At 72.2% G+C, this 20,854-nt stretch carries 22 protein-coding genes; 11 read left to right on the forward strand and 11 right to left on the reverse strand.

The window, feature by feature from the left end; translation table 11 throughout:
• Window positions 1–125 precede the first annotated feature (125 nt).
• Entirely contained in the window at window positions 126–1,214 is a 1,089-nt protein-coding gene (locus ACIBK9_RS11220) for an ArsO family NAD(P)H-dependent flavin-containing monooxygenase (RefSeq protein WP_397157144.1), read from the forward strand.
• Window positions 1,215–1,269: 55 nt separating this feature from the next.
• Here ACIBK9_RS11220 and ACIBK9_RS11225 read toward each other — a convergent pair whose 3' ends face one another.
• Complete coding sequence (locus ACIBK9_RS11225) at window positions 1,270–1,851, reverse strand: TetR family transcriptional regulator (RefSeq protein WP_397157146.1); 582 nt, start codon at window positions 1,849–1,851, stop codon at window positions 1,270–1,272.
• Window positions 1,852–1,966: 115 nt separating this feature from the next.
• On the opposite strand from ACIBK9_RS11225, the gene ACIBK9_RS11230 reads away from it, so the two are divergent.
• From ACIBK9_RS11230 to ACIBK9_RS11245, 4 genes are all read left to right on the forward strand, one after another.
• On the forward strand, window positions 1,967–2,929 hold the full coding sequence (locus tag ACIBK9_RS11230; protein WP_397157148.1) for a VOC family protein: 963 nt from the start codon (window positions 1,967–1,969) through the stop codon (window positions 2,927–2,929).
• 223 nt (window positions 2,930–3,152) lie between these two features.
• On the forward strand, window positions 3,153–3,989 hold the full coding sequence (gene rsgA, locus ACIBK9_RS11235) for a ribosome small subunit-dependent GTPase A (protein WP_397157150.1): 837 nt from the start codon (window positions 3,153–3,155) through the stop codon (window positions 3,987–3,989).
• Between the two features lie 89 nt (window positions 3,990–4,078).
• A complete protein-coding gene (locus ACIBK9_RS11240; protein ID WP_397157577.1) occupies window positions 4,079–4,591 on the forward strand; it encodes a GNAT family N-acetyltransferase in 513 nt (170 codons plus the stop codon).
• A gap of 153 nt (window positions 4,592–4,744) precedes the next feature.
• On the forward strand, window positions 4,745–5,488 hold the full coding sequence (locus ACIBK9_RS11245; protein ID WP_397157152.1) for a glucose 1-dehydrogenase: 744 nt from the start codon (window positions 4,745–4,747) through the stop codon (window positions 5,486–5,488).
• Between the two features lie 35 nt (window positions 5,489–5,523).
• Here the strand turns inward: ACIBK9_RS11245 and ACIBK9_RS11250 are convergent, their stop codons facing one another.
• Window positions 5,524–6,024 (reverse strand): hypothetical protein, encoded by a 501-nt coding sequence (locus ACIBK9_RS11250; RefSeq protein WP_358287193.1) that lies wholly within the window; start codon window positions 6,022–6,024, stop codon window positions 5,524–5,526.
• 101 nt (window positions 6,025–6,125) lie between these two features.
• Here ACIBK9_RS11250 and ACIBK9_RS11255 point away from each other — a divergent pair, with 101 nt between their 5' ends.
• Window positions 6,126–7,457, forward strand: coding sequence for a tetratricopeptide repeat protein (locus tag ACIBK9_RS11255; protein WP_397157154.1), 1,332 nt, complete (start codon window positions 6,126–6,128; stop codon window positions 7,455–7,457).
• Here the strand turns inward: ACIBK9_RS11255 and ACIBK9_RS11260 are convergent, their stop codons facing one another.
• Window positions 7,458–8,696, reverse strand: coding sequence for an RNA polymerase sigma factor (locus ACIBK9_RS11260; protein WP_397157156.1), 1,239 nt, complete (start codon window positions 8,694–8,696; stop codon window positions 7,458–7,460). It abuts the gene before it with no gap.
• A complete protein-coding gene (locus tag ACIBK9_RS11265; protein WP_397157158.1) occupies window positions 8,693–9,016 on the reverse strand; it encodes a YciI family protein in 324 nt (107 codons plus the stop codon). The genes ACIBK9_RS11260 and ACIBK9_RS11265 overlap by 4 nt, the downstream gene beginning before the upstream one ends.
• 91 nt (window positions 9,017–9,107) lie before the next feature.
• On the opposite strand from ACIBK9_RS11265, the gene ACIBK9_RS11270 reads away from it, so the two are divergent.
• The 3 genes from ACIBK9_RS11270 to ACIBK9_RS11280 all read left to right on the forward strand — a co-directional run bounded on the left by ACIBK9_RS11270 (window position 9,108) and on the right by ACIBK9_RS11280 (window position 11,889).
• The gene (locus tag ACIBK9_RS11270) at window positions 9,108–10,091 is read left to right on the forward strand and encodes an AraC family transcriptional regulator (protein ID WP_387674544.1); all 984 of its coding nucleotides are present in this window, start codon (window positions 9,108–9,110) and stop codon (window positions 10,089–10,091) included.
• A 98-nt stretch (window positions 10,092–10,189) separates the two neighbouring features.
• On the forward strand, window positions 10,190–11,413 hold the full coding sequence (locus ACIBK9_RS11275; protein WP_387674541.1) for a styrene monooxygenase/indole monooxygenase family protein: 1,224 nt from the start codon (window positions 10,190–10,192) through the stop codon (window positions 11,411–11,413).
• Window positions 11,410–11,889, forward strand: a complete 480-nt coding sequence (locus ACIBK9_RS11280) for a flavin reductase family protein (RefSeq protein ID WP_397157161.1) — start codon at window positions 11,410–11,412, stop codon at window positions 11,887–11,889. The genes ACIBK9_RS11275 and ACIBK9_RS11280 overlap by 4 nt, the downstream gene beginning before the upstream one ends.
• Here ACIBK9_RS11280 and ACIBK9_RS11285 read toward each other — a convergent pair.
• The 6 genes from ACIBK9_RS11285 to ACIBK9_RS11310 all read right to left on the reverse strand — a co-directional run bounded on the left by ACIBK9_RS11285 (window position 11,886) and on the right by ACIBK9_RS11310 (window position 17,599).
• The gene (locus ACIBK9_RS11285; protein WP_397157163.1) at window positions 11,886–13,613 is read right to left on the reverse strand and encodes an ABC transporter ATP-binding protein; all 1,728 of its coding nucleotides are present in this window, start codon (window positions 13,611–13,613) and stop codon (window positions 11,886–11,888) included. The two genes, ACIBK9_RS11280 and ACIBK9_RS11285, sit on opposite strands and share 4 nt — an antisense overlap.
• Window positions 13,610–15,133 carry an ABC transporter transmembrane domain-containing protein gene (locus tag ACIBK9_RS11290; RefSeq protein WP_397157165.1) on the reverse strand — a complete coding sequence of 508 codons (1,524 nt, stop codon included), beginning with the start codon at window positions 15,131–15,133 and terminating at the stop codon, window positions 13,610–13,612. The genes ACIBK9_RS11285 and ACIBK9_RS11290 overlap by 4 nt, the downstream gene beginning before the upstream one ends.
• Window positions 15,134–15,222: 89 nt before the next feature.
• Complete coding sequence (locus ACIBK9_RS11295) at window positions 15,223–15,747, reverse strand: DUF402 domain-containing protein (protein ID WP_397157167.1); 525 nt, start codon at window positions 15,745–15,747, stop codon at window positions 15,223–15,225.
• Entirely contained in the window at window positions 15,744–16,520 is a 777-nt protein-coding gene (locus tag ACIBK9_RS11300; RefSeq protein WP_397157169.1) for an alpha/beta hydrolase family protein, read from the reverse strand. The genes ACIBK9_RS11295 and ACIBK9_RS11300 overlap by 4 nt, the downstream gene beginning before the upstream one ends.
• Window positions 16,521–16,635: 115 nt before the next feature.
• Window positions 16,636–17,049 (reverse strand): hypothetical protein, encoded by a 414-nt coding sequence (locus tag ACIBK9_RS11305; RefSeq protein WP_397157171.1) that lies wholly within the window; start codon window positions 17,047–17,049, stop codon window positions 16,636–16,638.
• Window positions 17,050–17,095: 46 nt separating this feature from the next.
• Window positions 17,096–17,599, reverse strand: a complete 504-nt coding sequence (locus ACIBK9_RS11310; RefSeq protein ID WP_397157173.1) for a winged helix-turn-helix transcriptional regulator — start codon at window positions 17,597–17,599, stop codon at window positions 17,096–17,098.
• Between the two features lie 80 nt (window positions 17,600–17,679).
• On the opposite strand from ACIBK9_RS11310, the gene ACIBK9_RS11315 reads away from it, so the two are divergent.
• Entirely contained in the window at window positions 17,680–18,276 is a 597-nt protein-coding gene (locus ACIBK9_RS11315) for a dihydrofolate reductase family protein (protein ID WP_397157175.1), read from the forward strand.
• Entirely contained in the window at window positions 18,270–19,106 is an 837-nt protein-coding gene (locus ACIBK9_RS11320) for an MBL fold metallo-hydrolase (protein ID WP_397157177.1), read from the forward strand. The genes ACIBK9_RS11315 and ACIBK9_RS11320 overlap by 7 nt, the downstream gene beginning before the upstream one ends.
• A 304-nt stretch (window positions 19,107–19,410) precedes the next feature.
• On the opposite strand, the gene ACIBK9_RS11325 is transcribed toward ACIBK9_RS11320, so the two are convergent.
• Window positions 19,411–20,826 (reverse strand): FAD-binding oxidoreductase, encoded by a 1,416-nt coding sequence (locus ACIBK9_RS11325; protein WP_397157179.1) that lies wholly within the window; start codon window positions 20,824–20,826, stop codon window positions 19,411–19,413.
• Window positions 20,827–20,854 lie beyond the last annotated feature (28 nt).

The following is a 20,854-nucleotide window of genomic DNA, read 5'->3' on the forward strand; positions in this document are numbered from 1 at the left end:
GGTGCCGGTTCCCGCAACGATAGTCACCGCACCGATGACCGAGATTCGCACCTTCTGCGACGATCTATAATTTCGACTGACATCGAATTAAGGAGCCGTGTCATGGCCGCCCCCGACAGTGTCGTATGACCGGGACCCCGCACCTGGCCGACGTCGTGGTCATCGGTGCCGGCCAGGCCGGACTGGGAGTCGGATACCACCTGCGCCGGGCCGGCGCCGACTTCGTCATCCTGGACGCCCAGGAGGCCCCCGGCGGCGCGTGGCGGCACGTCTGGCCGTCGCTGCGCCTGTTCACCCTCGCCCGGCACAGCTCGCTGCCCGGCCGCATGATGCCGACTCCCCCCGGCGACGGCTACCCGGACGCCCCCCACGTCGTCTCCTACTTCACCGACTACGAGCGGCGTTACCGGCTGCCGATCGTCCGGCCCGCCGCGGTGCGAGCCGTGCGGCGGGCCGACGACCGCCTCGCCGTGGAGAGCGCCGCCGGTCTCTGGCACGCCCGCATCGTCGTCAGCGCCACGGGCACCTGGTGGCGGCCGTACGTGCCGTACTATCCCGGCATCCGCGACTTCCGCGGCGAGCAGTTGCACACCGCCGGCTACCGCGGCCCCGAGCCCTTCCGCGGCCGCCGGATGCTGGTCGTCGGCGGCGGCAACTCCGCCGCGCAGATCCTCGCCGACCTGTCGCGGGTCACCGAGGTCGCCTGGGCGACGTCGCGCCCGCCCCGGCTGATGCCCGACGAGCTGGACGGCCGCGCCGTGTTCGCCCTGACCGCCCGCCGCCACCGGGCCGTCCTGGCCGGGCGGGACCCCGGTGACATCCCCGACCTGGGGGACATCATCGCCGTCCCGCCCGTGCGCGAGGCCCGTGACCGGGGTGTGCTCAAGGCCGAGCCCATGTTCACCCGGATCACCCCCGACGGGGTGACGTGGTCCGACGGCAGCGCGGCGGCCTTCGACGCCATCGTGTGGGGCACCGGTTTCCGTCCCGCTCTCCACCACCTGGCCCCGCTGCGGCTGCGCGGCCCCGGCGGCGTGATCGCCACCGCGGGCACCCGCGTCCTGGCCGAGCCCCGCCTGCACCTGCACGGTTACGGCGACTGGACCGGCCCCGCCTCCGACACCCTCATCGGCGCCGGCCACAACGCCCGCCACCTCGCCGCCGAGATCGTCACCCAGCTGCGCTCCGGGCCGCCGCGCCGGCGCCCCGCGTAGTCCCGTCGGCCGAGCGGGCCGGCGCCGACTCCACCGCACGAAGCAGGCAGCCGATCTAGGCGCGGTTCAGGCCGGCTTCCAGGTGCGCCAGTGCTGTGTCGATCTCGGCCGGGCCGTCCAGGCCGGGATCGTGGGCCCACTGCATCCAGATCATGGCCACGATCCCGAAGACCGCGCCGACCGCGTCGCGGACGCGCGGGTCGTCAGGAGCGCAGCCGGACTTGTCCGCCACGAGCCGGCGGACCTCTGCGATCAGGCCGGGACTCCTGCGCACGTTGGCGGCCAGCAGTTCGGGCACGGTGACCGCGAACACCTCCCGGGCGCGCCCGGCGGCGATCTCCTCCGGCGACAGGGACGCGAAGGCGGCGCGGAAGGCACCCCGCAGCAGGGGGACGGGGGCGCTCGGCGGCTGAGCGGCCAACGCCTCGATGAGCGGCGGGAAGCGGTCGAGGACGACCAGATGCTCCTTGGTCGGGAAGTAGCGGAAGAAGGTGGCCGGAGAGACTTCGGCGGCCTCGGCGATCATTTCGGTGGTGGTGGCGTGGTAGCCCCGCTCACGAAAGAGCCTGAACGCCTCGCGCAGGATCGTCTCCCGTGTCCTGGCCTTCTTGCGTTCGCGCAGCCCGCCCTCTCCCATGCGGGACACTCTACCGAAGCAATAATGAGAGACTGCTATCAAACGATAGTGTACTCTCAAAATCTCCGATCGGGGTGAACACGCCCCAGGACCGCACGCATGGAGGCTCTTCACCATGGGCGACGACATCACCGGCCTGCACCACGTGGGCCACATCGTGCACGACATGACCCAGGCCATGAACACCTACCGCCGACTCGGCTTCACCGTCGCCGCACCCACCTACCCCATGCTGCCGCGGGTCGCCGGAGGAGCCGCCGAGCCGTTCGGCGTGGCCAACGCGCACGTGCAGTTCCCGCGCAACTTCATCGAGCTGGTGGCCGTGATCGACGACGCCGGCCACCTGCCCGGCGCGGCCCGGCCGATCCCGCTGCGGGTGCCCGACGACAGGCTGCCCGGACTTCTGGCCGCCGTCGGCGCCACCACCGCCAACATCGCGTCGTTCCTGCAGCGGTTCCAGGGCCTGCACATCATGATCGCCGACACGCCGGACATCGACGTCATCGCCGCGGGACTGACCGCGGCCGGCGTCGACCATGCCGGCGTGCACGCCGTGCAGCGCCCCGTCGAGACCCGCACCGGCACCACGATGGAACCGGTCCGATACCTGGAGATCTCCGCACCCGGCCTGCCCGCCGGGCGCGTGCCGGAAGGCAGGATCGGATTCGCCGAGAACGCGCCGGCCCGACCGCGCGGCGTCCAGCCGCACACCGTCCACCCCAACGGCGCCACCGGGCTGGTCGAATGTGTGCTGTGCGTCGCCGACGAGGCGCTCCCCGCGCTGATGCGGCGTTATGCCACCTACTTCGGGCAGGCGTGCGACGGTCGTCCGCACGTCTTCGACCGGGCGGACGTCACCGTCGTCACCGCCTCGACGCTCGGCGACCTGCTGCCTGGTGAGCAGCCCGCGGCCCTGCCCGCGTTCGTCGCCTGCACGGTGTCGGTGCGTGACATCACCGCCACGCGACAGCACCTGCGCGACAACGACGTGCCGGTACGCGTGACCGGCCGCCAGGAGATCTTCGTGCCCGCCGAGGCCGCGTCGGGCACCGCGATCATCTTCCGCCAGGAGGAGTGAACCCCGGTGTCCGGACAGCTGCTAGGCTGCCGTCCGTTCGGCACTGGATCTGTGTGGAAGGGAGGTGAGGTTCGATGACCGCGGTGAAGACCGCTGCCCCGTGCAGCACCCGGACCGACCTCACGTCCCGGGCCCCGGTCTGACCCACTTCCTCTCCCTGCCATGAATCAGGCGGGGTGACGTCCACGTCTCGTCGGGGCCCCTTCTCCGCAAGGGTCTCACGTTGTCACACACGTACACCGATCCATCCGGCCTGTCCCGGTACGGGTGGACCGGCACACTCGACCGAACCTTCACCGAACACTACGAAGCGGGCCTCGTCCCGGCCCGGATCTCCCGGGTCGATCGCGGCCTGTGCACGGCGGTCACCGCCGAGGGCCCGACGCGGGCCACGTTCGCCGCGCCGCACCCGCCCGACCCGCTCCTGACGCCGTGCACCGGCGACTGGGCCGCGCTGCGCCCCGGCGCCGAGCCGCAGCTGGTGGCGCTGGCGCCCGGCGTGGACGTCCTCGTCACCAGCGCCGCCACCGGTCGTGACATCGACGTACTGGCCGCGCTGGTGCGCGGCACCACCGTGCTGCTCGGCCCCTCGGGCGCGGGCAAGTCCAGCCTCGGCAACGCGCTGCTCGGCGCGGACCTGCTGGCCACCGGCACGGTGCGGGCGCAGGACGGCAAGGGCCGCCACACCACCGTCCGCCGCGAGCTGCTGCCCCTGCCGGGCGGCGGGGTCCTCATCGACACGCCCGGCCTGCGCGGGATCAGCCTGCACGACGCCGCCGACGGTCTGGAGCAGGTCTTCGCCGAGATCGAAGAGCTCGCCGCGCTCTGCCGTTTCGCCGACTGCGCCCACGACACCGAGCCGGGATGCACGGTCCAGGCCGCCATCCAGTCGGGTGAGCTGTCCGGACGCCGCCTGCGCAGCTACCGGAAGCTGCAACGGGAGAACGCCTGGGCGGCCTCGCGGACCGACGCCCGGCTGCGCGACGAGCGCGTCAACCACCAGAAGGCCATCACCGGTCACCTGCGCGCCACCTACAGGTTCCGGGACCGGCAGTCATGACCGGCGGCGTCCCCCGCCCGTCCGTTCCGTCCGCCACGAACACCGGCCAGGTCCCGCATCCGCAGAAGGACAAGGAGACGAACCCGATCATGACCTCTACCTGGATCACCCGTCCCGAGAACGCCGCCGACGCCGCCGTCGTCCGCGAGATCAACCTCTCGGCCTTCCCCGGCCCGCACGAGGCCGACCTCGTCGAGGCGCTGCGGGCCGACCCGCAGGCGTGGCTGCCCGGCCTGGCCTGGCTGGCCGAGGCACCCGGCGGCGAGCTCGCCGGATACGCGCTGCTCACCCGCTGCCACGTCGGCGACTCCCCCGCCGTCGCCTTGGGCCCGTGCGCCGTCCGGCCCGGACGCCAGCGACAGGGCGCGGGTTCCGCCGCCATCCGCGCCGCCCTGCGCGCGGCCCGTGAGCAGGGCGAGAACCTGGTGGTCGTGCTCGGTCACGCCGAGTACTACCCGCGGTTCGGCTTCACCCCGGCCTCCGGCTTCGGCATCCGGCCGCCGTTCGAGGTCGAGGACAAGTACATGATGGCGCTCGCCCTCGACCCCGAGCGGCCGGTCCCGGACGGCGTCATCCGCTACGCGGCGGCGTTCGGCGTCTGATCCGCCGCTTCTGACGGCCCTCAGCACCGCTGGGGGCCGTACGGCCGGGCAGGCCGGAATTCTTTCCCGCGCGGACGTCGAGACCGGCGCCGCCGCTCCGACTTCGCTGTGACCGGCTCCCAGCAGGGGAGCCGCCGACGGCGAGGAGTCGACATGGGGACGCTGGAGAACAAGAACGCCCTGGTCACCGGCGGATCGCGGGGAATCGGGCGGGCGATCGTGGTGCGGCTGGCCCGCGAGGGCGCGGCGGTGCTGTTCACCTACCACCGCGACCAGGCGGCGGCCGAGGCGGTGGTGGCCGAGGTGGCGGCCTTCGGCGGGCGGGCGATCGCCGTACGGGCGGACCAGGGACGCCTGGAAGACCTCAAGCACCTCTTCGGCGAGGTCGACCGGTGCCTGGGCGGTCTGGACGTGGTCGTCAACAACGCGGCGATCAACCCGATGGGAGACATCCGCGACGCTGTCGAGAGCGACTTCGACGAGGTGATGGCGGTCAACACCAAGGGCCCGTTCTTCGTCATGCAGGCCGCCGCGGAAAGGCTCGGTGACGGCGGACGGATCGTCAACATCTCCTCCAGCGGCGCGGTGGCGGGCCTGGCCCTGTACTTCGCCAGCAAGGCGGCGCTGGAGTCGATCACCGCGGTCGCGGCCCGCGAGTTCGGCCCCAGGGGCATCACGGTCAACAGCGTCTCCCCCGGCGCCACCGACACGGACATGATGCGTGCCGCCGCCGGCGAGCACCTGGAGCAGGCCATCGAGCACACCGTGGCCCTGACGCCGCTGCAACGGCTGGGGCGTCCGGAGGACATCGCCAACGTCGTCGCCTTCCTGGCCGGGCCCGACGCCCAATGGATCACCGGCCAGAACCTGCGCGTCTCCGGCGGCCTGGTGATCTGACCGGCGGCGGCGAGCCGTTCCGCCGGGGCGTCGCGTCACGCAGTGGGTTCCAGCGACTCGTCGAACGGTTCCAGAGGGCGGGCGCCGAGCACGCACCCGGCCGGCACGTACGGCAGGCACGCCTGCACACCGGCGACCTCCTCCTCGCCGATCGACCAGTCCATGGCGGCCGGGCCCGCGCCCAGCAGGACCGCCTCCATGAAGTCGTTCCAGCGTCCGTACGAGCTGAGCAGGACCAGGTCGTCCGGCACGTCCAGGTCCAGGACGACGTAACGGGCGTACTCCTCCTCGGTCTGCGGGCAGAGCAGGGACTCGGCGGTCACGGCCACCGTGGCGTCGCGGGTGTCCGGGCCGGGCCACGCCCACACCGGCGGACGGCCCCGGCAGTCGAGGCCCCGTCTGGCCATCTCCCCCACCATCGCCTCGTACACCGGCCGGTACGACGGGATCGACAGGCGGGCCCAGTCGCCGGCCAGTTCGCCGCCGGCCTCCAGCGTGGCCAGGACCGCCCGGTGCTGCACCGTCCACAAACGCATCCGACGATTGTGGCAGGACCGGCCGCCGCGCCCGGGTGTATCGCGGGCGTATCGAAAAACGCATACCTCACGGCAACAGCCGTCCCCCTTGACTGGGGGTCATGGAAAGCGAGAAGGCTTCGGCCGATGACGGGAGATGGGACCGGCGTTCGTTGTTCCGGGGGGCCGCCGTGCTGGCCGGCGCCGCCGCGACGGCGCCGCTGCTGGACGGGGCGGCCACGGCGCTGGCCGACGGCGGCGACGCCGACGCGCTGTTCAAGGCCGGGAAGTTCGAGCAGGCCGGCCGCGCATACGAGGAGATCCTGAAGAAGGACCCCGGGAACCTGCACGCGGCCCGCCGGCGCGGCCATGTCGCGCTGCTGTCCAACCGGTTCCCCGAAGCCGAGAAATACCTCAAGACGGCCGTCCGCCTGGCGCCCGGCGACAAGGAGGCCAACGAGCTCCTGGGCGACTGCTACATCCGGCAGGACAAGTTCGCCCTCTCCGTTCCGTGCTGGAAGGCGGCCGGCGCGGAGGACTACGCCACATGGTTCGCGGCGATCAGCGGGGAGGCGTACCAGATCAAGGGCGACGTCGGCCGGGTGCGGTTCCTGCAGATGGACCCGCGGCCGCTGGTGGAGGCCTCGGTCAACGGCGGACCGGCGAAGCGCTTCACGTTCTACACCGGTGCCCCGAACCTGAGCCTGACCGCGTCGGCGGCCAAGGAGGCGGGGCTGAAGGCCGTCGTCAGCCAGAAGACCGACTTCGAGGGCACGCCCATCTGGGTGCACTACGGGATGCTGGACTCCTTCAGGCTGGGCGGCATCGAACTGCGCAACGTCCCCGTCGGCTGGTCGTCTACGGAGTCCGGCGCGGACGTCGGCACCGACGGCGACGGCCTGATCGGCACGTGGCTCTTCTACCACCTGCTGACCACGTTCGACTACGCGGGCCGGCACCTCATCCTGCGCCGCCGCACCCCCGAGACGGCCAGGGAGGCACGTGCCGCCGCCGCGCGGGCGGGCTCCGAGCCGCTGCCGATGTGGCTGTCCCGTGACCACGACGTGCACAGCGTGGGCAGCATCGCGGGGTCCGGTCCGCGGGTGGTGGGCGTGAATCTCGGCGGGGTCGGCGAGATCGCCGCGGGCATGCCAGGAGAGGTGGCCAGACGTCTGGGGGTCCGGGTCGACCTCGACCGCCCGATCGAGACGTTCGCCCACAGCCACCCGACCATCACCCACCCCTGCTATCCGGAGGAGCTCCGGCTCGGCGACGCCGTCGCCCAGCGGGTCTACTGCGAGGCGGACCCGAACATGCCGGTCAACGTGCCCTGGCCCTACGGGTCGGGCTTCGACGGGATCGGCCATTTCGCCCACTGCTTCTTCAAGCCCTACAACCTCACCCTGGACTTCACCGACATGAAGCTCTACATCGTCCGCGGCAAGGCCGCCTGATCACCCCGGCCGCAGCCGGTCGCGGCGGCGGGTCAGCGAGGCGGTCTCGGCGGTGTTGCCGGCCAGGTCGATGGCCCTGTCGTAGGCGGCGCGCGCCTCCTGGCCGCGGCCCAGCCGGCGCAGCAGGTCGGCGCGGGTGGCGTGGTAGGCGTGGTACCCGGCCAGCCTGTCCCCGAGAGGGTCGACGGCCGCCAGCGCCACCTCGGGCCCGTCGAGCTCGGCGACCGCGACGGCCCGGTTGAGCGCGACGATCGGCGAGGGGTCCAGGCGGACGAGCTGGTCGTACAGGGCGAGGACCTGCGACCAGTCGGTGTCGCGCATGTCGCGGGCGGAGGTGTGCACGGCGTTGATCGCCGCGAGGATCTGGTAGCGGCCAGGCGCCACCCCGGCGGCGGCCGCGGCCAGGCGCTCGCGCACCAGCCGGTGGCCCTCGGCGATCAGCGCCGCGTCCCAGGCCCCGCGGTCCTGCTCGTCGAGCGCGACCAGCTCGCCGCCGGCCGAGACCCGGGCGGGGCGGCGGGCCTCGATGAGCAGCATCAGCGCCAGCAGCCCCGTCACCTCGCCGTCGTCCGGCAGGAGGGCGCGGATCAGGCGGGTGAGCCGGATCGCCTCGGCGGTCAGCTCGTGCCGTACGGGATCGGTGCCGGAGCCGGTGGCCAGGTAGCCCTCGTTGAAGACCAGGAACAGCACGGCGAGCACGCCGGAGACGCGCGCCGGGAGATCCTCGGCGGACGGCACCCGATAGGGGATGCGCGCCGCCTTGATCTTGGCCTTCGCGCGGGTGATCCGCTGCCCCACGGCGCTCTCCTGGGCCAGGAAGGCGCGGGCGATCTCGGGCATGGTCAGGCCGGCGACCAGGCGCAGCGTCAGCGCCACGCGGGCCTCCATCGCCAGCGCCGGATGACAGCAGGTGAAGATCAGCCGGAGCCGGTCGTCGTCGATGGCGCCGGCAGGCTCGGGTGGGTCGTCGTGGGACATCTGAGCCTTCCTGTGCTTGTCGTCGCGCTTGCTCTCGCGCCGGATCCGGTCGATGGCCTTGCGGTTGGCGGTGGTGGTCAGCCAGGCGCCCGGGTTGGGCGGCACGCCGTCGGCCGGCCACCGCTCGACGGCGGTCGCGAACGCCTCGGCGGCCGCCTCCTCGGCGATGTCGAGGTCACCGAAGCGCCTGGTCAGGGCGGCGACCACCCGGGCCCACTCCTCGTGGTGGGCCCGGGCGACCGCCTCGCGGACGTCGGTCACAGGAACGGTCGCACCTCGACCTTGCGGTTGCAGTGCTTCGACCCGTCTGCGGCGAGCCGGAGCGCCACGTCGAGGTCGGGGGCCTCGATGATCCAGAAGCCGGCGAGGTACTCCTTGGACTCCAGAAAGGGCCCGTCGGTGACCATCGCCTCCGCGCCCCGGTTGTCGATGACGGTGGCCGTGGCGGGCGCGGCGAGGCCGCCGGCGAAGACCCAGTGGCCCTGGGTCTGCAGGCGCTCGTTGAACACGTCGATCGCCGCGTGCTCCTCCGGGGTGGCCGAATTGGTCCTGTCGTCGATCACTGAGATCAGGTATTGCATGTGCAGATCGTCTCCTATGGGGTCAAGGCGGCGGATCTCTTGTACGTACTTTTACCTGGAACGCCGAGGGGCGGACGCCCGATCATCTGGTGTGCTCCTCAGCAACCGTGCCGTCTTCGCCAGCTCCGACCTCGACGAGGTCCGCGGCGAGGTCGCCAAGGTGTTCTGCCCGCACCGGCTGGACCTGGCCGGGGACGCGGACCTGCTGTCGGCCCGGTTCAACTCCGTGCAGCTCGGCGCGGTCCGCGTCAGTTACCTCGACTACGGGGCCGACGTGCACATCGAGCCGGGCGACCTCGACACGTTCTTCCTGGTCATGATCCCGCTCGCCGGACGCAGCCTGATCCGCGCCGGCGACGAGGAGGTCGTCTCATCTCCGTCCCTGGCCTCGCTGCCCTCGCCGACCCGCCACCTCGACATGCGCTGGGCCGCCGGCTGCCCGCAGTTGCTGGTCAAGTTCGAGCGCACGGCGATCGAACGCGCGCTGGAGCAGATGCTCGGCGAGCCGCTCGACGGCCCGGTCGTCTTCGACCTCGGCATGGACCTGACGACCGGCTGGACCCGCTCCTGGCGCGACATGGCCGACCTGCTGGTCAGGGAGGCCGAGCGGGACGACGGGCTGGCCGGCCACCCGCTGGCCGTCGCCCATCTGGAGAACGCCCTGATCACCCTGCTGCTGACCATGCAGCCCTCCAACTACCTGGACCGGCTGACCGCTCCCAGGCCGCCCGCGCTGCCGAAGGTGGTGCGCCGGGCGATGGAGTTCATCGAAGGGCACGCCCACCTGCCGCTGAGCACCACGGACATCGCCGGCGCCGTCGCGGTCAGCAGCCGCTCCCTGCAGGAGGGATTCCGCGCGCATCTCGGGCTGTCCCCGATGGCCCACCTCAGGCAGGTGCGGCTGACGCGCGTGCACGACGAGCTCAGGACGGCCGACCCGGCCAGGGCCACGGTGACCACGGTGGCCGCCCGATGGGGATTCCTGCACCAGGGACGATTCGCCGCCCAGTACCGCGAGAGGTACGGGCAGCCGCCGTCGGAGACGTTGCGCAGAGGTCCCGCGTCAGGCGGATGAGATCCGCGCTCAGTGGATGGCACGGGCGCACGCGCCGCCCGTACCGTTCTTGTCAGGCGCCGATCAGATCCTCCACACCACACCAGAAGGACACCACCATGCGCGACATCCTCATCGTCGGCGCCGGCCAGGCCGGTCTCCACCTGGCCATCGGCCTGCTCCAGCACGGCTACGACGTGACCGTGGTCTCCAACCGCACCCCCGAGTCCATCCGCGACGGCCGGGTGATGTCCGGTCAGGCCATGTTCGGCACCGCGCAGGCCCACGAGCGCGAGCTCGGCCTCGACTGGTGGGCCGACGTCTGCCCGCCCATCGAGGGCATCGCGCTCACGGTCCCGAGCCCGGAGGGCGGCAAGGCCCTCGACTGGGCGGCGCGGCTGGACGTCCCCGCCCGCTCGGTCGACCAGCGGCTGAAGATGCCGGCCTGGCTGGGCGAGTTCGAGCGGCTCGGCGGCAAGCTCGTCCTGCACGACGCCACCCCCGACGACCTGGAGAGCTACGCGGCCCGGTACGACCTGGTCCTGGTCGCCGCGGGCAAGGGCCAGATCGCCTCGCTCTTCGAACGCGACCCCGCCCGCTCCCCCTACGCCACCCCGCAGCGCGCGCTGGCCGTCACCTACGTCAACGGCCTCGCCCCGCGTCCCGGTCACTCGGCGGTCTGCTTCAACCTGCTGCCCGGCGTGGGCGAGTACTTCGTCTTCCCCGCGCTCACGCACACCGGCCCCTGCGAGATCATGGTGTTCGAGGGCGTCCCGGACGGCCCCATGGACTGCTGGGGCGACGTCCGCGGCCCCGCCGAGCACCTGGCCCGCAGCCGCCGGATCCTGGAGACCTTCTTCCCGTGGGAGGCCGAGCGCTGCGCCGGCATCGAGCTCACCGACGCCAACGCGGTGCTGACCGGCCGTTTCGCCCCCACGGTCCGGCGTCCGGTGGCCGTGCTGCCCTCCGGCGCGCCGGTGCTCGGCGTCGCCGACGTCGTGGTGCTCAACGACCCGATCACCGGGCAGGGCAGCAACAACGCCGCCAAGTGCGCCGCCACCTACCTGCGGGCCATCGTGGAACGCGGCGACCGGCCGTTCGACGCCGACTGGATGCGGCAGACCTTCGACCTGTTCTGGACGCAGGCCCAGCACGTCACGAACTGGACCAACGCCCTGCTCGCGCCGGCCGAGCCGCACCACCTGGCGCTGCTGGGCGCCGCCGGTCAGCGCCCGGAGATCGCCTCCCGCTTCGTCAACGGCTTCGACGACCCGGCCGACTACGCCGAGTGGTTCATGGACGCCGGCCGTGCCGAGACCTATCTGGGCAGGGTGACGGCATGAGATCGCTCCGTGACGCCTTCGGGCAGTTCGCGACCGGGGTGGCGGTGATCACGACGGTGACCGCCGACGGGGAGCGGGCCGGCGTGACCGTCAACTCCCTCACCTCGGTCTCGCTCGATCCGGCGCTGCTGCTGTGGTGCCTGTCGAACCGGGCGCCCAGCGCGCCGCTCTTCCTGCGGGCCGGGCGGTTCGCCGTCAACGTCCTGGCCGCCGACCAGGGCCACCTGTCCAGCCGCTTCGCCACCCCCGCGGCCGACAAGTTCGCCGGGGTGGAGCTGCTCGGCACGCCGCTGCCGATCCTCGCCGGGACGCTGGCCAGCTTCGTCTGCCGCACCGAGCGCGTCCACGACGGCGGCGACCACCACATCCTCGTCGGAGCGGTGGAACGCTTCCAGCGGGCCGGGGGCGAGCCGCTGGTCTTCCACTCCGGCCGGTACCGGGAGTTCTGGCCCGAGATGAGCGCCGCCGCCCGCTAAGGGCGCGAGCCGTGCCAGGAGTTCCACAACCCCTGATAGACCCCGCCGGCCGCGACCAGCTCGTCGTGCGCGCCGACCTCCACGACGCGGCCGCCCTCCATCACCACCACCCGATCCGCGTCCCGTGCCGTGTGCAGCCGGTGCGCGATCGCGATCACCGTGCGTCCGTCCAGCACCGCCGCCAGCGATCGTTCGGCGCGCCGGGCCGTGCGCGGGTCGAGCATGGCGGTGGCCTCGTCGAGGATGACGGTGTGCGGGTCGGCCAGGATGACCCGGGCCAGGGCGAGCTGCTGCACCCGGTCGGGGCCGAGTTCGCCGCCGGAGGAATGCGGGCCGAGCTCGTCGTCCAGCGAGGCCACCCAGTCGGCGCCGACCGCCGCGAGGGCCTTCTCCATCCGGTTGTCGTCGGCCGTGGGGTCGGCCAGCCGGAGATTGTCGCGGACGGTGCCGAGGAACAGGTGCTGCTCCTGGGTGACCAGCACGACGTGCTTGCGCAGCTGGGCGGCCGACAGGTCGGCGACCGGGACCGAGCCGACGGTGACCGTGCCGAGGCGGGGCCGGTCGATGCCGGCCAGCAGCTTGCCGAGCGTGGACTTGCCGGCTCCCGAGGGGCCGACGACGGCCAGGCGCTCGCCGGGCCGCACGGTCAGGTCCACGCCGGTGACGACGTCGCCGGTCGATTCGTAGGCGAAGTGCACGCCGGCCGCCACGATGTGGTCGTCCCGGGGTTCGGGGGCGACCACATCGGTCTGCGCCGCCGGGGGCCGGAGCCCTTCGATCCGGGCGAAGGCGGCGCCGCTGCTCTGCAGCTGTTCCATCCACATGAGGACGGTCTCGATGGGCTGCTGGAGCTGGCGCAGGTAGAGCACGCACGAGACGACGGCGCCGAGGGTGACCTGGCCGCCGTCCAGCAGCATGCCGCCGAGCAGCAGGACCAGCACCGGCGGGAGGAGGGCGGAGACCTCCACCGACGGCCAGAGGACACCGCGCAGGAAGAGGGTGCGCAGCTGGGCCACCCGGCCGCGCTCGATCACCCGCTCGGCGGCGCGGGTGCGCCGGTCCTGCAGGCCAAGGGCTTCGATCGTGCGGGCGCCGGCGGCGCCCGCGGCCAGGTGTTCGGCCAGTTCCGAGCGGGCGGCGCCCTCCTCCAGGTAGGCGTCGCGGGCGCGGCGCAGGTACCAGCGGGAGGCGGCCGCGACGCCGGCGAGCGCGACCAGGCCGCAGGCCCCCAGCAGCGGATCGACCAGGAAGACGGCCGCGACGAGGAAGAGCGCCTGCAGGGAGGAGATCAGCACGGCCGGGGCGGCGTTGCGCAGGGTGTACCCGACCACGCTGACGTCCGTGGTGCCGCGGGCGGTCAGGTCTCCGGTGCGGACGTGCTCGACGGTGGCGGCGGGCAGGGCGAGCACGCGGTCGAGGAACTCCTGCCGGATGTGCTCCTGGACGCGCTCGCTGAAGCGGGTGCCGGTCCGCTCGGCGTATCGGGACAGGACGAGCTGCAGCAGCGCCCCGCCCACGGCGACCGCGGCGAGCAGGTCGATCGCCCCGCCGGCGGAGATGGTGTCGATGATGCGACCCAGCAGCCACGGGCTGACCAGGGCCGCGGCCGCCGCCAGGCCGTTGAGGAGCAGGGTGGCGGTGAACCCGGGGACGTCGCGGCGGATCAGGCGCAGGGCCGCCTGCCGTACGCGCCTGCGGTCGGCGACGGGCAGGTCGCGGGTCACGACACCACCGTCCGGTACGCGTCGCTGGATTCCAGCAGGTCGCGGTGGGTGCCGGTGGCGGACACCCGGCCGTCCTCGATCAGGAGGACTTCGTCGGCCTGGGCGAGCAGCAGCGGCGACGTGGTGGCGACGACCGTCGTGCGGCCGGCGCGCGCCGTACGAAGGCGCTGGGCGAGCAGCGATTCGGTGTGCGCGTCCAGCGCGGAGGTGGGGTCCACCGCGAGCAGCAGCTCGGGATCGGCCACCAGCGCCCTGGTCAGGCGCACCCGCTGGCGCTGGCCGCCCGACAGGTTGCGGCCGCCCGGCTCGATCACGGAGTCCAGGCCGTGGCGCAGCCCGGCGACCACGTCCTGGGCGGCGGCGACGGCGACCGCGCGACGGATGGTCTCGTCGTCGGCCTCGCCCCGGCCCTGCAGGACCTCGCGCAGCGTACCGGTGAACAGCGCGGCGTCGTGGTCGGCGATCAACGACGTGCCGTCGAACCCGCCGAGGCTCTCCAGCAGCGCCACGCTCTCCTCGGGACGGGCGCTGACCAGCCCCACGAAGCTGCCCGGCTTGATCTCCGGTTCGGTGGAGCGGGGCCGGTCGCCGGGCCGCAGCGCGAGGAAGCGGGTGACCTGCCGGGCGGAGACCAGGCCGTGGCTGATCTGGAAGCTGCCCTCGATGAAGAAGGACACCGGGACCACCAGCATGGCGATGTATCCGTACACGCCGACCAGCTCGCCCACCGTGATCGCGCCTTCCGCGGCCAGCCTGGCGCCCAGCCAGGTCACCGCGGCCAGGAACAGCGCCGGCAGCCCGACGCCCAGCGCGCCGATCCAGCTCGTCAGCGACGCCACCCGGTACCCCTGCTCGCGCAGGCGCGCCGAGTCGGCGAGGTGCCGCTCGGCGTAGGCGCCCTTGCCGCCGAACGCGTTGAGCACCCGCAGTCCCTCGATCAGGTCCACCAGCCGGGCGGTCAGCCTGCCCTGGCTCTCGCGGTAGCCGTTCTGCACCTTCATCAACCGCCCGAGCAGCGGCCCGAGCACGATCCCCAGCACCGGCACGCCGAGCAGCACCACCACGGCCAGCACCACGGAGACCTGCAGCAGCAGCGCCGCCACCACCCCGTAGCTGATCACCGCGCCCACCCCGGGGCCGGTCACCGTCAGCGCGGCGGCGATCGTGATGACGTCGCCGATGCCGATCGTCACGACCTCGCCTGCCGAGGTGCGCCTGTTCAGGTCCGCGCCGAGCGTGTTGATCTGCTCCACCAGGGCGCGCACCGTGCGGAAGTTGGCGTCCATCCGGATCTTGGTCATCGTACGGTGCCGCATCATCGCCAGCCAGGCGTTGACCAGGCCGGCGCCGAGCAGCGCCAGCACCCAGCCGGGCGCCAGATCGTCGTCGATCGCCCTCGACAGCAGGTACGGCGGGAGCGTGAGGCCCACCGTCCACAGGGTGCCCAGCGTCGCGCCTAAGGCGACCCGGCCCTTCTGCGCCCACGCCAACCAGCACAAATACCGAGCAGCCGCCTTCATGGCGATCACGGTAGACCATGGCCGTACCGGCCTGCCGGCGGGGTTCCTCCGTGGCGGCGCGGTCGCTTCGGGGCTGGGGACGCCTTGGTTCAGCCCCGTGTGACGTCGAAGGGCGGCAGGTCGGCCAGGTCCAGCACGGCTGCGGGCGGGAAGTCCGGCCACGAGTTCGGCGGGTCCTGGTTCAGGTTGCGCAGATGCCTGTCGATGAAGCGCTGGGTGTCGCGCAGCACCCTGACCGTGGTGGCGGCGTCGATGACGCCGTCCCGCAGCGCGTCGGCGAGCTCGTCGAGGTCCAGGACCTCGTAGCGGGGGCCGGCCGGGGGCACGACGATGTCCACGTAGAGGTCGCGGACCGTCAGCCGCTTCGGGCTCGCCTCCTCCACCTCGACCAGGTCGATGTACCACGCGCCTTCGAGTGCGTCCACGAAGGTGACCGGCCGCCGGATCTGCACCCCTTCGTCGGCGATCACGAAGCAGCGATCGGTCGTGGGACGGCCGGGAACCCGCCAAGGGGGAAGGATCTCGACGTCGTAGGCCACGATGTTGTCGCCGGTTCGGACGCCGGAGCACCATTGCCCGGTGCGGTGGTGGACACGTACCTGTTCAAGGGTCACGAATCGCAGTATGGCCGCGCCGGGACGGCGGCGCCGCCGATGGACTGGCCCGCCATCGCGATCCGGGCCGGATCGATCAGGGCGCCGCCCTTCCACGCGGGCCGCGACCCGGTCAACCGGTCGAGCACGAAGCGCGTGTCGATCGCCCGGCTTCTGATCACCCTCTGGCCGAAGTCGTCGTCGTCGACGTTCGCGCAGGCGGCGCAGGTGGCGATCCGCCCGTCAGGGAAGGTGGTGGCGAAGTTCTCGTAGGTGTGGTCGATGCCGGCCACCACGTACCCCCGGCTCGCCAGGTCCTCGGCCAGACCCGTGAGCGAACTGCGCGGCCAGGTGAAGCCGGGCGACAGCACCACGAGCGGCAGGCCGCGCCGGCGTCCCGAGGGCTCGGCGTCTTCGAGGGCGTTCGTACGGGTGCGGCTCAGCCCGTCCGGCGGAATGCTCTCCAGTTCCTTGATCCCCGATCCCTTCAGGAGCAGCTCCGACTCCTTGGGGGTGACGTACGGCGCCCGCCGTCCGGCCTGCGCCGCCGTCGGGTACCACAGGGAGACCATGAGCTCCCTCGTCCTGGCCGCGGGGACCCACGGGTCGGGACGGGAGGCGTCGGTCAGGTGCAGGTCCGTCGTGCCGACCCGGTGCGGGCCGGTCGGCTTCGGGAGATAGGGCGTACCGGGTGCCGCGGCAGCGGCGGGTGTCCAGGCGAGGGAGGCCGTGAGGGCGAGCACCCCGGCTACGGCGGCCACGAGTACGGGCCTTCTGGGCTTGTCGAGTGCCATGCGGTTGATCTTGCGGTTCCGGGGCAAGGCCGACATCGGCTACGAGTCCACAACCCGCTCGGCCGAACGGCTGATCTTGCCCCCGTGCATGGACGCGGACGTTCCGGCATCCGACCTAGGACGGCTGCGCGCCGCGGCCCAGCCGGTGCCGCACCCATTCCGGATGGGCGTCGCCGACCTCGATGCTGTTCTCGTCGAGGGCGTTGGCGATGTGGAAGCGTCCCGTGCCGAAGGCGAACTCCACCGCGAGGGTGCCGGCCGCCACGTCGGGACGTGAAGGCCGCCACTCGAGCAGGGCAACCTCGCGCAGTTCCTGGCCGACGAACGACTCCAGCCGCTCGTCGGCGCTGGACCACGCCGGGGTGAGCTCGTCCTCCTCCCAGCCGGTGACCGGGGCCGTGACGAAACGTACGAGCGCGAAGCCACTCAGCCGCCGACCGGCAAGCGCGGCCAGGCGCGGCCCGTGGTGCTCGCGGACGGCTTCGAGCCCGACGAGAAAGGTCGGCTCGAAGCCGCAGACACCGATCACGACAGGCGATTGTCCCGGTTCACCAGCGGTTGTCGAGGGGGTGCCGTCACCGTTGATCGACGTGTTCTTGCGGGGCGGCCGCGGCGCGGGCGGCGTCGAGGCGTTCGAACGGGCCGGGGCCGTCGTGGGGCTTCGGCGGGGCGCCGAGGTGGCGCACGCGCAGCTCGTCCATCAGCTCCTCGATGAACGCCGGGCCCCCGTCCCGCATGGCCTGCTGCCGGCTCCGGAGGTCGTCGCTGCCCGGACGCCAGTCGAGGCCCCAGTCGCCGAGGGCGTAAATGACCGGAAGGGTCCGGATGCCGGCTTCGGTGAGGCTGTAGCGGGCGCGCTGACCTCGCGCGGCGGTGCCGCGGGCGAGGATCCCCGCCTCGACGAGCCGCACGAGGCGGTCGGCGAGGATGTTCGAGGCGATGCCCTCGATCGACCCGGTGAGCAGCGCCCGGAAATGGCGGCGGTCGTGGAAGATGACGTCGCGCAGCACGAGCAACGTCCAGCGATCTCCGAGCACCTCGACGGCGGCGTTGATCGGGCATCCGGACCGTGGTTCCACGATTCCTCTCCTCCTTGACAGGGTTTTCGCTCCTCCTATAGTAGTTGCAAATTGCAATCACTTTTTCCGAGGAGGAGCTGATGGGTCGCTTCGTCTACGCGATGCAGGTCTCCCTCGACCTGCGGATCGAGCAGGTTCCGGGGGACGCCGGCGCCGGCGAATGGCTGCGTGTCGACGAGGAACTGCACCGCGCGGCCAACGCGCAGATGCGGGCGCTCGCGCTCATGGTCCACGGGCGGGTCTACTACGAGGTCATGGAGGAGTACTGGCCACGGGCGAGCGAGGACGCGTCGTTGCCGGACTACATGCATGAGTACGGCGAGATGTGGACGGCCAAGCCCAAGGTGCTCGTCTCCCGCACGCGCCGCAGCGCCGCTCACAACACCCGGATCATCGGCGGCGACGACGCGATCGAGCAGCTCGCCGCCCTGCGCGCCGAGACCGACGGCAGCATCGGCGTGGGCGGCGCGACGCTCGCGACGCAGCTGCTCCGGGCGGGGCTGCTGGACGAGTTGCTGCTCTTCACCCACCCCGCGATCCTCGGCTTCGGCAGGCCGCTGTTCGACGACTACGACCTGCCGATCGATCTCGACCTGCTGGAGCAGCGGACGTTCGAGCAGGGCGTCACGATGCATCGCTACGCCGTCCGGGACGCGAAGGAGGCGAGCTCGTGCTGAGGCAGGTCGCGGAGGGCGTGTGGGTTCACGAGAGCGAGTTCGTGCAGAGCAACGCCGTTGCGGTGCGGGGCCGGGCCGGGGTGCTGCTCATCGACCCCGGGGTGACCGGCGCCGAGCTCGACTGCCTCGCGCACGATCTCGCCGGATCAGGCAAGCCCGTGGTGGCGGGGTTCTCGACCCATCCGGACTGGGATCACCTGCTCTGGCACGCCCGGCTCGGCGACGCGCCCCGTTACGGCACGGCGCGCTGCGCGGCCACCGTCCGCGAGCAGCTGCCGGACGAAGCCGCGAAGGCCCGCGTCGCCGACCACCTGCTGGAGACGGAGATCGCCGGCCAGGTGCCGATGGACCTGCTCGGCCTCATCACCGGCCTGCCCGCCGGAACCACCCGGATCCCCTGGGACGGCCCCGAGATCCGGATCATCGAGCATCAGGCACACGCCCCCGGCCATGCGGCGCTGTTGATCGAGGAACGCGGGGTTCTCGTCGCCGGCGACATGCTGTCCGACGTCCTGGTTCCGATGCTCGACCTGGACGGCACCGCCGACCCGATCGAGGACTACCTCACCGCGCTCCGGCTGCTGGAGGACGTGGCGGGCGGCGTCGACGTCGTCGTCCCCGGCCATGGGTCCGTCGGCGGGTCCGACCAGATGAAGGCGCGGATCGCGCAGGATCGGGCGTACGTGCTCGGGTTGCGGAACGGCCACGTCTCCGCCGATCCGCGGATCGGCCCGTCGGCCAAGCCGGGCTGGGAGTGGGTGAGCAGCGTGCACGAAGGGCAGCTCCAGAGCCTCGCCGGAAGAGGCGGGCGCGACGGGACGTCCCGCTAGCGCATGCCCACAGGCCGCCGGAGCCCCGAGGCCACGGGCGAGCCGGGATCTGTGCGGGCGAGCGCTGGTCAGCAGCAGGCGAGGGTCCGTCGGCCGCGTGCGGCGGCAGGCAACGCACGGCGGGATGGGACGGACTGCCCGAGGGACATGGCAGAACACCTGCTCTTTCACGGGCACAGATCCTCATCCGATCGGCCCAGAGGGACGTCGATGCCGGTCCAGCAGATCAGAACAGATCTTGTGGCGTCCAATACTGGTATGGGACGCCGGTGGATATCGCTGCTGTTCGGGCAGGCGGACGATTTCAGCCAGGCGTCGGCGGGATGTTGTGGTTGAAGCGGAACATGTTGCCGGGGTCGTGGGCCGTCTTGACGGCGACCAGCCGCTCGTACGCCTCCGGTGTGAACGCCTGCCGCACGTCCTCCGGATCGGTGTGGGCGACGCCCGCCATGAAGTTGAGCGTGCGCATCCCGCTGTTCCAGGGGGCGAGGGTCTGGACGACCCGGTCGTGCCCGGCATGTACGGCCTCGTCCTCGCCGATGCCGAGGACACCGGCGGAGTACAGCTGGAACTGGGCGGCGGTGCGCGCGACCGCGTTCGGCAGGCGCGGCGGCCGGGCGAGGGCGCCGCCGAGATGACGGATCTCGATGCCGACCGCGCTGTTCGACCCGGGGCCCACCAGCGCCAGGATCGCCTCGACGGCGTCATGGTCGAGGTGGGTGAGCTGGAAGTTGTCGATGTGGTACGAGCCGGGCGTCGGCGGATCGTTGTGGATGCTGCCGACCTCGGTGTACGGGAGGTCGGTGACCGTGTCGAGCAGCGGCGTGGCGATCTCGCGCAGCGGCTGGACCAGCCGGGCGCCGTCCTGCGGCGAGCCGAGGTAGCTCAGGCGCAGGTGCAGGGCGAAGCGCCCGCGCAACTCCCCGGGGACCTCGGGCACATCGGGCCAGGGCATCATCAGGAAGGAGGAGCTGAGCTCGTCGGGCGCCTCGGTGACCCAGGTGCGATAGAAGTGCAGCACGTCACGGATCGACTCGGCCGCGAAGAACAGGCCGCCGCCGTAGATCCGCGACACCTCCACCAGTTCCACCTCAAGTGAGGTGACCACCCCGAAGTTGCCCTTGCCGCCGCGCAGCGCCCAGAACAGGTCGGTGTTCTCCTCCTGCGAGGCGGTGCGCGGTTCGCCGTCGGCGGTGACGACCTCGATGGAGCGTACGTGGTCGGCGGCGTAACCGTAGCGGCGGGACAGCACGCCGATGCCGCCGCCCAGCGTGTAGGAGACGGCGCCGACGAACGGCGCCGAGCCGTTCAGCGGGGCCAGGCCGTGCCGGGCGGCGGACTGGATGACCTCCCGCCACAGCACGCCCGCCTCCAGCCGCACGGTGCGGCGCTCGGGGTCGACCCGGTGGCCGTCCATGCGCCGCGTGGAGATGAGCAGGGCCCCGTCGGCGGGTGGCCCCACACCGTGGCCGGTGGCCTGTACGGCGACGCCCAGCCCGTGGTCGCGGGCGAAGCGCACCGCGGCCACCACGTCGTCGGCGCCCGCCGCGCCGACGATGACGGCCGGGTGGTGTACGACGGAGCGGTCGAAGCCCTCCGCCTCCTCGGTGTACCCCGGGTCGCCGGGGAGGAAGACCGGGCCCTTGACGCTGCCGGCGAGTACCGTCACCGCCCCGGCGGTCAGAGCGGGGCCACCCGTCGGCGGGATTTGCTCGATCACTGGCATGTCCTCACGTGTCGTCATTCAG

The organism is Nonomuraea sp. NPDC050227, from assembly GCF_044459705.1.
In the GTDB taxonomy this organism is placed as follows: Bacteria; Actinomycetota; Actinomycetes; order Streptosporangiales; family Streptosporangiaceae; genus Nonomuraea.

Bases quoted from the DNA above. Each gene is read 5' to 3' on its own strand.
- ACIBK9_RS11315 (WP_397157175.1), top strand. From the start codon at position 17,680: ATGGGTCGCTTCGTCTACGCGATGCAGGTCTCCCTCGACCTGCGGATC.
- ACIBK9_RS11290 (WP_397157165.1), bottom strand. From the start codon at position 15,133: ATGAAGGCGGCTGCTCGGTATTTGTGCTGGTTGGCGTGGGCGCAGAAG.
- ACIBK9_RS11275 (WP_387674541.1), top strand. From the start codon at position 10,190: ATGCGCGACATCCTCATCGTCGGCGCCGGCCAGGCCGGTCTCCACCTG.
- ACIBK9_RS11280 (WP_397157161.1), top strand. From the start codon at position 11,410: ATGAGATCGCTCCGTGACGCCTTCGGGCAGTTCGCGACCGGGGTGGCG.
- ACIBK9_RS11230 (WP_397157148.1), top strand. From the start codon at position 1,967: ATGGGCGACGACATCACCGGCCTGCACCACGTGGGCCACATCGTGCAC.
- ACIBK9_RS11245 (WP_397157152.1), top strand. From the start codon at position 4,745: ATGGGGACGCTGGAGAACAAGAACGCCCTGGTCACCGGCGGATCGCGG.
- ACIBK9_RS11265 (WP_397157158.1), bottom strand. From the start codon at position 9,016: ATGCAATACCTGATCTCAGTGATCGACGACAGGACCAATTCGGCCACC.
- ACIBK9_RS11250 (WP_358287193.1), bottom strand. From the start codon at position 6,024: ATGCGTTTGTGGACGGTGCAGCACCGGGCGGTCCTGGCCACGCTGGAG.
- ACIBK9_RS11220 (WP_397157144.1), top strand. From the start codon at position 126: ATGACCGGGACCCCGCACCTGGCCGACGTCGTGGTCATCGGTGCCGGC.
- ACIBK9_RS11300 (WP_397157169.1), bottom strand. From the start codon at position 16,520: ATGGCACTCGACAAGCCCAGAAGGCCCGTACTCGTGGCCGCCGTAGCC.
- ACIBK9_RS11255 (WP_397157154.1), top strand. From the start codon at position 6,126: ATGGAAAGCGAGAAGGCTTCGGCCGATGACGGGAGATGGGACCGGCGT.
- ACIBK9_RS11240 (WP_397157577.1), top strand. From the start codon at position 4,079: ATGACCTCTACCTGGATCACCCGTCCCGAGAACGCCGCCGACGCCGCC.
- ACIBK9_RS11225 (WP_397157146.1), bottom strand. From the start codon at position 1,851: ATGGGAGAGGGCGGGCTGCGCGAACGCAAGAAGGCCAGGACACGGGAG.